Consider the following 13411-nt stretch of genomic DNA (forward strand, 5'->3'; position numbering starts at 1 on the left):
GCGCGCGAGCACCGATTCCGTGCCCGGTTCGGCGCTCGCAAGATGTGGCTCCACCTGCGCGCACAGGGCCACGAGGTGGCTCGGTGCACCGTCGAGCGTCTGATGGCTGCCCAGGGCTGGTCCGGAGCACTGCGAGGCAAGCCGATCCCCACCACTATCGCGGACCCACGCGACGTGCGGCCCGGCGATCTGGTCGACCGGGACTTCACCGCCCCGGCACCGAACCGGCTCTGGGGCGCGGACTTCACCTACGTCGCGACCTGGTCCGGCACGGTCTACGTCGCGTTTGTCTTCGACGTCTACTCCCGCCGGATCGTGGGCTGGCAGGCGGCCACGAGGATGACCACCGACCTGGTCCTGGACTGTCTCGAGCACGCCATCTGGACCCGCCAGCGCGACGGGATCAGCGACCTGGCCGGGCTGGTCCACCACACCGACGCGGGCAGCCAGTACACCTCGTTCGCGTTCACCAGCCGGCTCATCGAAGCCGGCGTGGACCCATCGGTGGGCTCGGTGGGCGACGCCTACGACAACGCCCTGGCCGAGTCCCAGATCGGGATCTACAAGACCGAACTCATCCGCCCCGAAGGTCCCTGGCGCGGCGTCGAGCACGTCGAGCTGGAGACCCTGACCTGGGTCGACTGGTTCAACACCGAGCGGCCCCACGAATCCATCGACGACCTGACACCGATCCAGGCCGAGGAAGTTCACTACGCTGCACGAAACCGTCTCGTCCCGACCGGGTAGAGACACCGAACGAAGTGTCCGGAAACCCCGGGGCGGTTCAAACCGGGAGGGGTGGTGGTTTCGAGGCTCAGGCGCCGGGGCGCCTTCGCACCTCAACCACCGGGCGGCCGCGTCGCTGCCTGTCGGTCGGAAGCCCAACGAACCCGCAGGGTGCCCACACTCACCGCGCGCGCACGCGCTGAAGGGGTCTCGACAAGCTCGACCACCGGTGCCGACGACCAACCCGCAGGTAACCGGGAGGGGTGGTGGTTTCGAGGCTCAGGCGCCAGGGCGCCTTCGCACCTCAACCACCGGGCGGCCGCGTCGCTGCCTGTCGGTCGCAAGCCCAACGAACCCGCAAGGTGCCGAGACTCACCGCGCGCGGACGCGCTTCCGGGGTCTCGACGAGCTCAACCACCGGGGGCGCCGCCCTCTCAACCAGCGAGCGTCCGCTCGCGCCGCCAGGAGTTCCAGTGCCAGTGCAGGTACCGGTCGATGGCGCGTACGACGTGGGCGGAGCGGATCGACGGGAAGACGTCGAACGCGTGCTGGGTGCCGGGGAGCTCGGCGTAGGTGACGGTGGCGCCGGACACCTCGCGCAGCCGGTGCACGAAGAGGCGGGCCTGGTCGACGGCGACCAGGGAGTCGTGGGCGCCGTGGATGACGAAGAAGTCGGGTGCCTCCTTGCCCACGCGGAGCAGGGGAGTGCCGGCCTCGAAGACGTCCGGCGCCTCGGCCCAGGTACGGCGGACGACGCGCGGTGCGAGGAACCGGTCGCGCATCTGCTCCGCGCTGCGCAGGCCGGTGGAGCCGGCGAAGTCGTAGACGCCGTAGTGGGGGACGGCGACGGCGACGCTGGTGTCGGCGTCCTCGAAGCCGGGCTGGTAGTCCGGGTCGTTGGCGGTCACGGCGGCGAGAGCGGTGAGATGGCCGCCTGCCGAGCCGCCGGTGATGGCGATGTAGTCAGGGTCGCCGCCGAACTCCTCGATGTGCTCGCGGATCCACGCGATCGCGCGCTTCACGTCGACGATCTGCGCCGGGAAGGGGTCGCGCGGTGCGAGGCGGTAGTTGATCGCGACGCAGATCCAGCCCTTCGCGGCGAGGTGCTGCATGAGCGGGATGCCCTGCTGATCCTTGGTGCCGATCGTCCAGCCGCCGCCGTGCACCTGCAGCAGCACCGGCGCGCGGCCGTCCGTGCCCGCGGCCGGCCGGTAGATGTCGAGCAGCCCGCGCTTGCCGTGCTCGGGCGCGTAGGCGACGTCCTTGTCGACGATGACGTCCGCGTTGCGCAGGCGGAACGGGTTCACGAGCTTGCGCCACGGGGTCGCGAGCTCGGCGGGCGTGGGCTTCGCGTCGAGCTGCTCGACGTAGTCGAGGCCCAGGCCCTCGACGAGCGCGTCCTCCACGTCGTTGCGGGAGCGCCGGGCCTGGTCGACGAGGTACGCCTGCCCGGTGAGGTTCAGCGCCGCCAGGGCCAGCCCGAGACGTCGACGTCGCCCACGGCGTACGGCGTGAGAGGCGGTGTCGGCGGCGGTCAGCGCCATCAGGTGTGGGGCGAGCTCCGTGGTCAGCCACCCGGCGGCGAAGGACGGGATCGCCGCCCGGAAGCCCGGCAGCGGGCGGATCGCGTTGGCGGTGAGCGCGGCGGTCAGGACCTGTCGGCGGAGGAACCCCATGCCTACCAATGTAGAACGACCGGCTCCCGGTGAGCGGGGTCACCCGTGTCCTGGGACGAGTACGTTTCGTTGTGGAACGAGAACGCGTTCCACCCGGTGAGCGCGCGGGGAGAGGGGACCATGGACCGCCTGTCAGGGCTCGACGCGAGCTTCCTCTACCTCGAGACCCCGGCGCAGCTCATGCACGTGTGCGGCCTGATCGTCCTCGACCCCAGCACCATCCCCGACGGCTACTCGTACGCCGCCTTCCGCGCCGAGCTCGAGCGGCGGGTGCGCGACGTGCCCGAGTTCACCCGCAAGCTGCGCAAGGTGCCGCTCGGCATCGACCACCCGATCTGGGTGCAGGACCGCCACTTCGACATCGACCACCACGTCCACCGGCTCGCGCTGCCGGCGCCCGGCGGATACGCCGAGCTCGTCGAGCTGGCCAGCCACCTCGCCGGGCTGCCGCTGGACCGCTCGCAGCCGCTGTGGGAGATGTGGGTGATCGAGGGGTACGACGACGGCAAGGTCGTCGCGTTCCTGAAGATGCACCACGCGACGGTCGACGGAGTCTCCGGCTCCAACCTGCTCTCCCACCTGTGCAGCCTCGAGCCCGAGGCCGACCCGATCGTGGAGTCCGAGGAGCCGCGCGGCGGCTACGAGCCCGGCCGCGCCGAGCTGCTCGGGCGCGGCCTGGTCAGCCTCGTGACGCGGCCGCTCGACGCCGTACGCCTCGTGACGCCGACGTCGCAGCTGGTCACGAGGACCATCAACCGGGCCCGGGCCGGCACCGCGATGGCAGCGCCGTTCTCGGCGCCGCGCACGTCGTTCAACGGCACGATCACCGGCCACCGGTCGATCGGCCTGGCCGACCTGGACCTCGACGAGGTACGGCAGGTCAAGAACGCCACCGGCACCACGGTCAACGACGTCGTGCTCGCGCTCGCCGGAGGCGCGTTGCGGGCCTACCTCGCCGACCGCGAGGAGCTTCCTGCGAGCTCGCTCCTGGCGACCGTGCCGGTCTCGGTGCGGGAGGGGACGAAACGCTCCACCGGCGCCAACAAGGTCTCCGCGCTCTTCGCGAGGCTCGGCACGGACGTGGAGGACCCGCTCGAGCGGCTCCGCGACATGGCCGAGCGCAACCGGCACGCGAAGGAGCACCACGAGGCGATCAGCGCCGACTCGCTCCAGGACTGGGCCGAGTTCGCGGCGCCGCGGACCTTCGGCCTGGCCGTGCGCACGTACGCCGCCCTGCGGTTGCCCGAGCGCCACCCGGTCGTGCACAACCTGGTGATCTCGAACGTCCCGGGTCCGCCGGTGCCCCTCTACTTCATGGGCGGCCGGATCGTCGGGCTCTACCCGCTCGGTCCGGTCTTCCATGGCGCGGGCCTCAACATCACCGTGATGTCCAACGCCGGCCGGCTCCATGTCGGCGTCATCGCGTGCAGGGAGTCGATGCCCGACGCCGAGGACCTCGTCTCGCGGTTCTCCGCCGAGCTCGCCGCGCTCACGGCGGCTGTGGCGAGCGAGTCCGCGCGCTGACGGTGGTCACCGCCTCCAGGAAGGCGGGCACGAAGCGCTCCGACTGCAGCACGCACGCCGCGTGGCCGGCGTCGACGTCGTGGATCGTCGCGCCGGGGATGCGGCGGGCGAGCGTGAGCTGGTTCGAGGCCGGCAGGACGTGGTCGCGCTGCGTGACGACGACGGCGGTGGGCACGTCGATGCGCGAGAGCCACGGCCGCGAGTGGTGGCGCCCCAGGGCGGCGACCGCCTGACCGACCGCCCACGGCGAGGTGCTGCGGAACTCCGCGAACGCCCAGTCGTGCAGGTCGGTGGTGCCCAGGTCGAGGCCGCGGGCGGCGACCCGCGCCGCGCGGACCGCCGTACGGGAGCGGGACAGCCCGCGCGTGGCGCCCATCGCGGCCCCCAGGGCGCTGTGGAAGGTCCGCTCCGCCACGGTGCCGCGGAAGCGGTCCGTCGTCGCGCAGAGCACCAGGCCCGCGACGAGCTCGGGGTGCTGCCGCCAGACCCGCTGGGCGACGACCGAGCCCATCGAGTAGCCGGCCACGATCACCTCGTCGAGCCCGAGCACGTCGACGAGCGCGGCGACGTCGTCGGCGCAGTCGTGCACGGAGAACCGCTCCGACTGGATGCCCCGGCCGTGCCAGCGCAGGTCGAGCGTGACCACCCGGAACCGTCGCGACAGCGGCCCGATGGACGGGAACCACGTCAGCAGGCCGGTGCACCCGACCGCGTGCAGCAGCACGACGGTCGGAGCGTCGGGAGTGGGACCCGGGGTGTCGGTGACGTACGTCGCCCCGCGGCCCGGCAGGTCCACCATCCGGCCCTCGGGGATCCGTGCGAAGGGCACGTAGACGTGCTTCTTCACCAGCGAGCGCGGGTGCAGCATCAGGAGGGTCCTCGATCTCGACGGACGTGCCGTTCTGGAGTAGAACAGGTTACAGTTTCGCACTGCGGGTACCCGACGATCAGCAGGAGATGCACGTGACAGAGCCCATCGAGGAGGCAGCCGAGGCCGTCCGGTCCGTCGTCCGCGAGGTGCTCGACCGGGCGACCGAGGACGCGACCTGGTCGGCGCTCGCGTCGTCGGGCCTGCTGGCGCTGCCGGTGCCCGAGGAGCAGGGCGGGGAGGGCCTGGGCCTCGGCGAGGTAGGCGTGCTGCTGCGCGAGTCCGGCCGCCGGGCGATCCAGCTGCCGATCTGGGAGACGCTGTGCTGCGGCGTGCTGACGATCGCGGCCGCCGGCTCGCCGGACCAGCAGGCGCTGCTGCGGGGCGTGACCACGGGCGACACGGTGCTGACGCCGGCGCTGCGCGAGGTCGTGGGGGCGACCGCTGCCACGACGTACGCCGACGGGCGGGTCAGCGGGCGCAAGGTCGGGGTCACGTACGCCGACCGCGCCGCCCGCCTGCTCGTGACCGCGACCGAGGCCGACCGCGAGGTCGTGGCGCTCGTCGACCCGAGCGGGCCCGGCGTGGAGCTGCTCGAGTCGCACTCGTCGCTCGGCACCACCCAGCACACCGTCGTGCTCGACGGCGCGCCCGCCGAGCTGCTCCCGGGTGCCGACGCCGCGCGGATCCTGACGGACCTCGCGACGGCGGGCCTCTGCCTGACCGCGGCCGGCGTCGTGGCCGGCGCCCGCGACCTCACGGCGGAGTACATCAAGGGCCGCACCCAGTTCGGCCGCGCGCTCGCGGAGTTCCAGGCCGTGGCGATGCAGATCGCCGACGTCTACATCGCGTCGCGCACGATCGACCTCGCGGCCGACAACGCCGCCTGGCGGATCGCCCAGGGCCTCGACGCGGCCGACGACCTCGCGGTCGCGGCGTACTGGACCTGCCACGAGGCCCCGCAGGCGATGCGCACCTGCCACCACCTGCACGGCGGCATGGGCGTCGACATCACCTACCCGATGCACCGCTACTCCTCGTGGGTCACCGACATCACCCACGCGCTCGGCACCCAGGCCGAGCACGTGCACGTCGAGGACCCGACCACCAAGAACCTCGAGCTCACCACCGAGCAGCGCGCGCTCAAGGCCGAGCTGCGTGAGTACTTCACCGGCCTCGCCGACGGCAACGAGCACCGCGACATGGCGCTCGACCGGCACGGCGAGACCTACCAGCGCGTGGTGCGGCAGATGGGCACCGACGGCTGGATGGGCGTCGGCTGGCCGAAGGAGTACGGCGGGCACGGCCTCGGCGAGATCGAGCAGACGATCTTCGCCAACGAGGCGCAGCGGGCCGACGTCCACCTGCCCGCCGTCACGCTGCAGACGGTCGGCCCGACGCTGATCAGGTACGGCACCGAGAAGCAGAAGGACCTCTTCCTCGAGCGGATCCTCCGGGGCGACGTGCACTTCGCGATCGGCTACTCCGAGCCCGACGCCGGCACCGACCTCGCGTCGCTGCGCACCACCGCGAAGCGCGATGGCGATCACTACGTGGTCAACGGGCAGAAGCTGTGGACCACCGGCGGCCACCAGGCCGACTACGTGTGGCTCGCGGTGCGCACCGACCCGGACGCCCCGAAGCACAAGGGCATCTCGATCCTCATCGTCGACACGAAGGATCCGGGCTACTCGTTCACGCCGATCATCACGGCCGACCGGGCGCACCACGTCAACGCGACGTACTACAACGACGTCCGGGTGCCGGTCGACATGCTCGTGGGGGAGGAGAACCAGGGCTGGAAGCTGATCACCACCCAGCTCAACCACGAGCGCGTCATGCTCGGCCCCGCCGGCCGGCTCGAGGGCCTGCGCGACCGGGTCGCGGACTGGGCCACGAAGGCCGGGGTCGTCGACCGGCCCGACGTACGCCGCGTGATGGGCGAGGTCACCACCGTCTTCCGCGTCAACGAGCTGCTCAACTGGGAGGTCGCCCGCGCCGCGGCGGAGGGGGACATCTCGGTCGGCGACGCATCGTCGTCCAAGGTCTTCGCGGCCGACCAGGTGCAGCACCTCGCCGCCGACCTCGTCGACATCGTGCACCGCTACGGTGACCCATCGGACCAGGAGACCGACCAGCTGATGACCTATCTCGACGGACAGTCCAAGCGGAACCTCGTCCTCACCTTCGGCGGTGGCGTGCAGGAGGTGCAGCGCGAGCTGATCGCGATGTTCGGCCTCGGGCTGCCGAGGGTGCCCCGATGAGCGGCGGGACCGACGAGCGCCACGACCGGATCATGGCCGAGGCCGAGCGCATCAAGGCGCTCGGCGAGGCCGCCGAGTCGGAGGCGCCGTACGAGGTCAACCAGCCGACGATCGGCACCTGGCTGGACGCGATGGGCTACGACAACGAGCGCTTCCGCAAGGGCGAGGCGCCGCCGTCGATGGCGCAGGTGTGGACGATGCCCGGCCTCGGGCGGCGGCGCCCCGAGCACGACCCGCTCAGCCGGATGATGGGGGTGCTGGACCGCGAGGGCTTCACCGCGGTGCTCGGGACGAACTGCGAGCAGTCGTACGACCGCTACCTGCGGGTCGGCGAGCGGCTGCGCGTGACCAGTGCCCTGGAGTCGGTCGCCGGTCCGAAGAGCACCGGGATGGGCGTGGGCTACTTCGTGACGTCGCGAAACACCTGGTACGTGGGCGACGAGAAGGTCGCGACGATGCTCTTCCGGGTGCTCAAGTTCATCCCGCGGGAGAAGTCATGATCCGGCCGATGATCGGGCTGGACTCCCGGTTCTTCTGGGACGGTACGGCGGCCGGCGAGCTGCGCGTGCAGAAGTGCAACGCCTGCGGCGTGCTCCGGTTCCCACCCGGGCCGGCCTGCCCCGACTGCGGCGCGCTCGACCGCGGCCACGTCGTCGCGGCGGGCACCGGGACGGTCTTCTCGTACGTCGTGCACCGGCACCCGCCCGTGCCGGGCAAGGAGCTGCCGATCGTGATCGCGCTGATCGAGCTCGACGAGGGCGTCCGGATGGTCGGCGAGGTCGCCGACGTGGCGGACGACGAGATCGAGATCGGGATGCGGCTGCGGGTGGACTGGAACCGCGTCGACGACGAGCTGACCCTGCCGATCTGGAGGCGAGCATGAAGGCTGGAGACGTGATCCCGGAGTGGTCGCTGCCGATGACGCCGACCACGATCGTGAGCACCGCGATCGCGACCCGGGACTGGCAGGACGTCCACCACGACCGCGACGTCGCCCAGGCGGCGGGGTCGAAGGACATCTTCATGAACATCCTCACCACCAACGGGCTGGTCGAGAAGTTCGTCGTCGACTGGGCCGGTCACGACACCGAGCTCAAGGGCATCGCGATCCGGCTCGGCGCGCCGGCCCACCCCTACGACACGCTGACGTTCAGCGGCACGGTCGAGTCGGTCGAGGACGGCATCGCGACGATCTCGGTGGTCGGCCGGGTCTCCGTCGGCGACCACGTGACCGGCACCGTGAAGGTGGTCGCATGAGCCTGTACCGGAAGGCCGCGATCGCCGGCATCGGCGCGACCGAGTTCTCCAAGGCGTCCGGCCGCTCCGAGCTCCAGCTCTCCGTCGAGGCCGTGCAGCACGCGCTCGCCGACTGCGGGCTGACGCCCGCGGACGTCGACGGGTTCACGACGTTCACCATGGACACCTCCTCGGAGATCGCGCTGGCCCGCGAGCTCGGCTGCGGGGAGCTGCGCTTCTTCAGCCGGATCAACTTCGGCGGCGGCGGCGCCTGCGGGACCGTGCAGCAGGCGGCGATGGCGGTCGCCACCGGCGTGGCGGACTGCGTGGTCGCCTACCGCGGCTTCAACGAGCGCTCGGGCAGCCGGTTCGGCCAGGTCTCCGTGGCCGCCGCGACCCAGGTCAACACGAACGGCCTGGACAACGCGTGGACCTACCCGATGGGCCTCGGCACGCCCGCCGCGACGGTGGCGATGCAGGCGCGGCGCTACATGCACGAGTACGGCGCGACCTCGGAGGACTTCGGGCGCGTGGCGGTCGCCGACCGGCGGCACGCCGCGACCAACCCGAACGCGTTCTTCCACGAGCGGCCGATCACGCTCGAGGACCACCAGGCCTCCCGGATGATCGTCGACCCGCTGCACCTGCTCGACTGCTGCCAGGAGAGCGACGGCGCCGTGGCGCTGGTCATCGTCTCGGCGGAGCGGGCGCGCGACCTCGCTCAGCGGCCGGCGTACATCTCCGCGGCGGCGCAGGGCAGCGGCGTCGACCAGTTCGTGATGACGTCGTACTACCGCCAGGACATCGGCATCCCCGAGATGGGCGTGGTCGGCCGCGAGCTGTGGCGGCAGTCCGGGCTCGGCCCCGACGACATGCAGATGGCGATCCTCTACGACCACTTCACGCCGTACGTCCTCATGCAGCTCGAGGAGCTCGGCTTCTGCGGGCGCGGGGAGGCGCCCGGGTACGTCGCCGACGGGGCGATCGAGATCGGCGGGAAGCTGCCGCTCAACACCCACGGGGGCCAGCTCGGCGAGGCGTACATCCACGGCATGAACGGCATCGCCGAGGGGGTCCGGCAGGTGCGCGGCACGTCGGTCAACCCTGTCGACAACGTGCAGCACGTGCTCGTGACGGCCGGCACCGGCGTGCCGACCAGCGGTCTGGTCCTGTCCGTCTGACGATGTAGCGCGGCTCACCGCCGTGTCGGATTCCGACGCGTCGGGTCGCGCGCCTAGGGTTCTGGGTGATGTCTGTGACCACGGCCCCGGCGGCGCACACGCCCGTCGCCGACCCCGCGGCGCCGGTCGACGACCCGACCGGGTGGGGCCACCACGCCTCGCTCGACGGCGTGCGGACGATCGCGGTCTACCTGGTGCTCGCCTTCCACTGCGGGGTGGGCGCGGTGTCCGGCGGCTTCGTCGGCGTCGACCTCTTCTTCGTTCTCTCCGGCTTCCTGGTCTCGAGCATCCTGCTGGAGGAGGTCGGCCGCACCGGCACGATCCGGCTCGGCCGGTTCTACGCGCGGCGCGTGCGCCGGCTGCTCCCCGCGGCCGTCGTCGTGGTGGTCGCGACGTCCGCGGCGTCCGTGCTGGTGCTGTCGAGCGTGCGGCGGGTGCCGCTGGTCGGGGACGCCCAGAGCGCGCTGCTGTACTTCTCCAACTGGCGCTTCCTTGCGCAGGAGAACGACTACTTCGCGGAGGGCGTCGACCACAGCCCGTTCCTGCACTTCTGGTCGCTCTCGGTCGAGGAGCAGTTCTACGTCGCGTTCCCGCTGGTGCTGCTCCTGCTGGCGCGGCTCGAGCGGTCGTGGCGGCGCGCCACGCTGATCGGCATCACTGTCCTCTTCGCGGCGTCGGTGGTGGCCCAGGTCGTGTGGGCGACGATCGACGCGACCCAGGCCTACTACGGCACCGGTGCCCGGCTCTACCAGCTGCTCGCCGGCGTGCTGGCGGCGCTGCTGCTCCGGTCCCGGTTCCGGCCGCGCGGACCGGGCCTCGGCCTGGTCGCGGGCGTCTCCCTGGTCTGCCTGCTGGTGGTCGCGTCCGGGCTGGTCGACGTCACGCCGTCGTGGCGCGGCCTGCTGGCCACGGTCGCGGCCGTCTCGCTGATCCTCGGCCTCATGGGCTCCGAGCAGGGCCTCGTGGCACGAGCGCTGGCCCGGCCGACCCCGGCGTACCTCGGGAAGATCTCCTACGGCACCTACCTGTGGCACTGGCCGGTGATCATCCTCTTCGGCGCGCTCCTGGACGTCGGGCCGCTGGCCCTGGTCGGCCTCGCGGGCGTCCTCGCGACCGCGCTGGCGGCGCTGTCCTACTCGGTGCTCGAGCAGCCGATCCGGCGGTCGCCGCTGCTCCAGCCGATCACCTGGCCCGTCGTCGCCGTCGGGGTGGCGCTCAGCGTGCTCGTGGCGTTCACGGTCGTGCCCGGCCTGCTGCGGTCCGACCACCGCCCGGCGCTCGCCACGACCGGGGCGGTCTCGCTGGCGGGCTCGGGGTCCAACCAGGAGGGGCCGGTCCCGAGCGTCGACTGGGAGGAGTACGTCGAGGACCGCGGCACCGACGACACGACCTGCACGCTCGACGACGCGGACAACTGCGTGATCGTCGACCGCGACGGGCCGCACGTGATGCTCGTCGGCGACTCACACGCCCGGATGATCGCGCCCACGCTCGCGAAGCTCGCCCGGCAGCACGACTTCAAGCTGTCGGTCAGCCTCCAGGAGGGCTGTCCGTGGCAGCTGGGCGTCTACAACGCCTTCGACGACAAGGCCACCCAGGAGCGCTGCGCGGAGGTCCGCGACGAGACGTTCCACGACGTCATCCCGAACACCGACGTCGACCTCGTCATCCTGTCGCAGATCGCCCGCGACACCGACTCGTGGCGTGACCACCTGCGCAGCGTCAAGGACGTGCCGGGGGAGACGCTCGAGCAGCGGCTCGTGCGCACGATCGACGACACGCTCGCGGCCGTGACCGACGCCGGCTCCCGCGCGCTGATCATCGACAGCATGCTGAGCGTCCCGTGGGACCAGGACGCGCCGCTGGAGTGCCTCGCCACCGCGACCGACCTCGCCCAGTGCCGGGTGCCGGTGCCGATCCAGTCGCCGCCCACCGACGGCTTCTACCAGGCGGCGGCCGCGATGCACCCCGACGTCTACACGGTCAACGTCAACCCGATCATGTGCCCCGCAGCCCCGGTCTGCGACCCGATGACCGGCGACGTCCCGGTCTGGAAGGACCGCAAGCACTACGCGCCCAAGGCGCTCGACCTGCACAGCGACGAGATCTGGCAGGCGCTGCTCGACACCGGCGCCTTCGACGGGCTCGACGTCGGCTAGGACGCTCGGGCAGCCGCGAACATGTAGCACCCGTACGCCACGTTGCGGCTGTGCACGACCACGACGCCGGGCTCCGCCAGCACCGCGGCGAGCTCGGCCGCCGGGTCCGTGCCGTCGTGCGCCCGCGTCGCCGGGTGGATCCAGCCGCGCTCGTCGTACGCGCGGAGGACCTGGGGCCACCGGACCCAGTCACGCGGGTATCCGTCGTCAGCCGGGCCGTCGCACGGCTCGGCATGCACGAACACGGCACCCTTCTCGACGTACGGCGACGCGGGCAGCGGCGGCTCGTAGCCCGCGAGCAGGAGGGCCTCGCCGTCCCGTGCGCCGCGCAGGCAGCAGCGCAACGGCTCGCGGCCCGCGGCGACGACGCGCTCGACCGGAAGCACGGGGTCGGTGCCGCGCATCTGCTCGAGGACGGCGGTGGGCAGGGCGTGGATGGTGATGTCCATGCCGCCATCCTCGGCGGCCCTCCGATCTCGTTCTGGCGGGAATCGGACGCGGCTAGCGCAGCTTCTCGCCGAAGAACGCCAACACCCGGTCGACCGCGTGCTGCTGGCGGTGCTCGGTCAGCGTGGAGTGGCCCTTGCCGTCGAGCTCGACCCGGATGAACGCGTCGCCGATCTCGTTGCTGAGCGTGTCGAAGCGGGAGCCGACGGCAGGGTCCTTGCGGTAGCGGAGCCCGAGCACCTGGCAGCCGCCCGCAGCGCGGGCGCGCACGTCGGCGAGGTCGGCGGGGGAGAGGTTGAGGTCAGCCGCGCGCCGACGTCCGACCGCGAAGGGCAGCGACGGCTGGGCGAGCACCGGCGCGGCCACCGACCGGTCGACCATCATCGCGAGCGCGAAGCCGCCGGTGAAGCACATCCCCACCGCGCCGACGCCGGGTCCGCCGAGCTCCTCGTGCAGCGAGCGGGCCAGGCTGCGCAGCCAGCCCGCGACCGGCGAGGTCCGGCCGGTCGCCATCGTCGTGAACTCGCGACTGACACAGACCTTCGGCAGCACCGACGCGACGGACCCCGCCGACATCGGCCGCCCGGGCGTGCCGAACAGGTGCGGGAGCACGACGGTGAAGCCCGCGCCGACGACCTCCTCGGCGAACCCGACCACCTCGGGCGTCAGGCCCGGGATCTCGTGGATGATGATCACGCCGGGGCCGCTGCCCTTGCGGTACGTCGGGTGCGTGACCCCGTCGGCGGCGTGCTCGCCCTGCGTCCAGCTGTCCGGGAGCGCCATGGGCGGAATCTACTGTGGACCGGTGCCGAAGCTCCACGCTCTCGAGATGGTCCCCGACGACGAGGGTCGGGAGGCGCTCCTGCGGGACTGGCAGGCGCTGCGCGACGCCGGCCTGCCGTCGATGCTCGACCACCCCGGCGCCCACCAGACCCCGCACATCACCGTGGTGTCGGCGCCCGAGCTGCCGGAGGACGCCGTCGACGTCGCCCACGCGCGGCTCGGCAGCCTGCTCCCCGTGCGCGCCCGAGCCGCCGGGCTGCTGCTCCTCGGCGGCGAGCGGCTGACGATCGCGCGTGCGGTCGACATCGCCGACGACGTCGTACGCCGCGTGCTCGCCGTCCGGGTGCAGGTGCCCGGCCGGCAGCACGCCGGCTGGTCGCCCCACGTCACGCTCGCCCGCAGGGTCGCCCGCGCCGACGCGCAGCGAGCGGTCGACGCGCTCGGGTACGCCGACGTCGAGCTCACGCTCACGGAGCTCCGCCGGTGGGACCCGGACCGCGGTCGGGTCACGACCGTCGCGCAGGCACGCTCGTAGCCGCGGCCCCGG

The 13411-nt window shown here is 72.2% G+C and carries 13 protein-coding genes; 9 read left to right on the forward strand and 4 right to left on the reverse strand.

What is annotated here, in order from left to right; genetic code table 11:
• The coding region (locus ACFQQI_RS11685; protein ID WP_378562807.1) for an IS3 family transposase at positions 1 to 747 on the forward strand (747 nt) is incomplete at its 5' end.
• Between the two features lie 413 nt (positions 748 to 1160).
• Here ACFQQI_RS11685 and ACFQQI_RS11690 read toward each other — a convergent pair.
• A complete protein-coding gene (locus ACFQQI_RS11690) occupies positions 1161 to 2402 on the reverse strand; it encodes an alpha/beta hydrolase fold domain-containing protein (RefSeq protein ID WP_378562812.1) in 1242 nt (413 codons plus the stop codon).
• Positions 2403 to 2522: 120 nt separating this feature from the next.
• Between ACFQQI_RS11690 and ACFQQI_RS11695 the strand changes: the two genes are divergently transcribed.
• Positions 2523 to 3926 carry a wax ester/triacylglycerol synthase family O-acyltransferase gene (locus tag ACFQQI_RS11695; RefSeq protein ID WP_378562815.1) on the forward strand — a complete coding sequence of 468 codons (1404 nt, stop codon included), beginning with the start codon at positions 2523 to 2525 and terminating at the stop codon, positions 3924 to 3926.
• Here ACFQQI_RS11695 and ACFQQI_RS11700 read toward each other — a convergent pair.
• The gene (locus ACFQQI_RS11700) at positions 3892 to 4794 is read right to left on the reverse strand and encodes an alpha/beta fold hydrolase (RefSeq protein WP_378562818.1); all 903 of its coding nucleotides are present in this window, start codon (positions 4792 to 4794) and stop codon (positions 3892 to 3894) included. The two genes, ACFQQI_RS11695 and ACFQQI_RS11700, sit on opposite strands and share 35 nt — an antisense overlap.
• 89 nt (positions 4795 to 4883) lie before the next feature.
• Here ACFQQI_RS11700 and ACFQQI_RS11705 point away from each other — a divergent pair, with 89 nt between their 5' ends.
• The 6 genes from ACFQQI_RS11705 (at position 4884) to ACFQQI_RS11730 (ending at position 11634) form a co-directional block, all read left to right on the forward strand.
• Positions 4884 to 7058 (forward strand): acyl-CoA dehydrogenase, encoded by a 2175-nt coding sequence (locus tag ACFQQI_RS11705; RefSeq protein ID WP_378562822.1) that lies wholly within the window; start codon positions 4884 to 4886, stop codon positions 7056 to 7058.
• Positions 7055 to 7558, forward strand: a complete 504-nt coding sequence (locus tag ACFQQI_RS11710; RefSeq protein ID WP_378562825.1) for a MaoC family dehydratase N-terminal domain-containing protein — start codon at positions 7055 to 7057, stop codon at positions 7556 to 7558. The genes ACFQQI_RS11705 and ACFQQI_RS11710 overlap by 4 nt, the downstream gene beginning before the upstream one ends.
• Positions 7559 to 7566: 8 nt before the next feature.
• Positions 7567 to 7941 (forward strand): Zn-ribbon domain-containing OB-fold protein, encoded by a 375-nt coding sequence (locus tag ACFQQI_RS11715; RefSeq protein ID WP_378562828.1) that lies wholly within the window; start codon positions 7567 to 7569, stop codon positions 7939 to 7941.
• Positions 7938 to 8315 (forward strand): MaoC family dehydratase, encoded by a 378-nt coding sequence (locus tag ACFQQI_RS11720; protein ID WP_378562831.1) that lies wholly within the window; start codon positions 7938 to 7940, stop codon positions 8313 to 8315. The genes ACFQQI_RS11715 and ACFQQI_RS11720 overlap by 4 nt, the downstream gene beginning before the upstream one ends.
• Positions 8312 to 9475: a lipid-transfer protein gene (locus tag ACFQQI_RS11725; RefSeq protein ID WP_378562834.1), complete on the forward strand. Its 1164-nt coding sequence runs from the start codon at positions 8312 to 8314 to the stop codon at positions 9473 to 9475. Before ACFQQI_RS11720 ends, ACFQQI_RS11725 begins: the two co-directional genes overlap by 4 nt.
• Before the next feature lie 68 nt (positions 9476 to 9543).
• Positions 9544 to 11634, forward strand: coding sequence for an acyltransferase family protein (locus ACFQQI_RS11730; protein ID WP_378562837.1), 2091 nt, complete (start codon positions 9544 to 9546; stop codon positions 11632 to 11634).
• Here the strand turns inward: ACFQQI_RS11730 and ACFQQI_RS11735 are convergent.
• A complete protein-coding gene (locus tag ACFQQI_RS11735) occupies positions 11631 to 12083 on the reverse strand; it encodes a DUF1203 domain-containing protein (RefSeq protein ID WP_378562840.1) in 453 nt (150 codons plus the stop codon). The genes ACFQQI_RS11730 and ACFQQI_RS11735 overlap by 4 nt on opposite strands.
• Positions 12084 to 12135: 52 nt before the next feature.
• On the reverse strand, positions 12136 to 12864 hold the full coding sequence (locus ACFQQI_RS11740; RefSeq protein WP_378562843.1) for a dienelactone hydrolase family protein: 729 nt from the start codon (positions 12862 to 12864) through the stop codon (positions 12136 to 12138).
• A gap of 22 nt (positions 12865 to 12886) precedes the next feature.
• Here ACFQQI_RS11740 and ACFQQI_RS11745 point away from each other — a divergent pair, with 22 nt between their 5' ends.
• Complete coding sequence (locus ACFQQI_RS11745) at positions 12887 to 13399, forward strand: 2'-5' RNA ligase family protein (protein ID WP_378562846.1); 513 nt, start codon at positions 12887 to 12889, stop codon at positions 13397 to 13399.
• Positions 13400 to 13411 lie beyond the last annotated feature (12 nt).

This window comes from Nocardioides sp. GCM10030259 (genome assembly GCF_042666375.1).
Taxonomy (GTDB): Bacteria; Actinomycetota; Actinomycetes; order Propionibacteriales; family Nocardioidaceae; genus Nocardioides.

Coding starts and splice junctions, on each gene's coding strand:
- ACFQQI_RS11690 (WP_378562812.1), bottom strand. CDS start 2,402: ATGGGGTTCCTCCGCCGACAGGTCCTGACCGCCGCGCTCACCGCCAAC.
- ACFQQI_RS11695 (WP_378562815.1), top strand. CDS start 2,523: ATGGACCGCCTGTCAGGGCTCGACGCGAGCTTCCTCTACCTCGAGACC.
- ACFQQI_RS11700 (WP_378562818.1), bottom strand. CDS start 4,794: ATGCTGCACCCGCGCTCGCTGGTGAAGAAGCACGTCTACGTGCCCTTC.
- ACFQQI_RS11705 (WP_378562822.1), top strand. CDS start 4,884: ATGCACGTGACAGAGCCCATCGAGGAGGCAGCCGAGGCCGTCCGGTCC.
- ACFQQI_RS11710 (WP_378562825.1), top strand. CDS start 7,055: ATGAGCGGCGGGACCGACGAGCGCCACGACCGGATCATGGCCGAGGCC.
- ACFQQI_RS11715 (WP_378562828.1), top strand. CDS start 7,567: ATGATCGGGCTGGACTCCCGGTTCTTCTGGGACGGTACGGCGGCCGGC.
- ACFQQI_RS11720 (WP_378562831.1), top strand. CDS start 7,938: ATGAAGGCTGGAGACGTGATCCCGGAGTGGTCGCTGCCGATGACGCCG.
- ACFQQI_RS11725 (WP_378562834.1), top strand. CDS start 8,312: ATGAGCCTGTACCGGAAGGCCGCGATCGCCGGCATCGGCGCGACCGAG.
- ACFQQI_RS11730 (WP_378562837.1), top strand. CDS start 9,544: ATGTCTGTGACCACGGCCCCGGCGGCGCACACGCCCGTCGCCGACCCC.
- ACFQQI_RS11735 (WP_378562840.1), bottom strand. CDS start 12,083: ATGGACATCACCATCCACGCCCTGCCCACCGCCGTCCTCGAGCAGATG.
- ACFQQI_RS11740 (WP_378562843.1), bottom strand. CDS start 12,864: ATGGCGCTCCCGGACAGCTGGACGCAGGGCGAGCACGCCGCCGACGGG.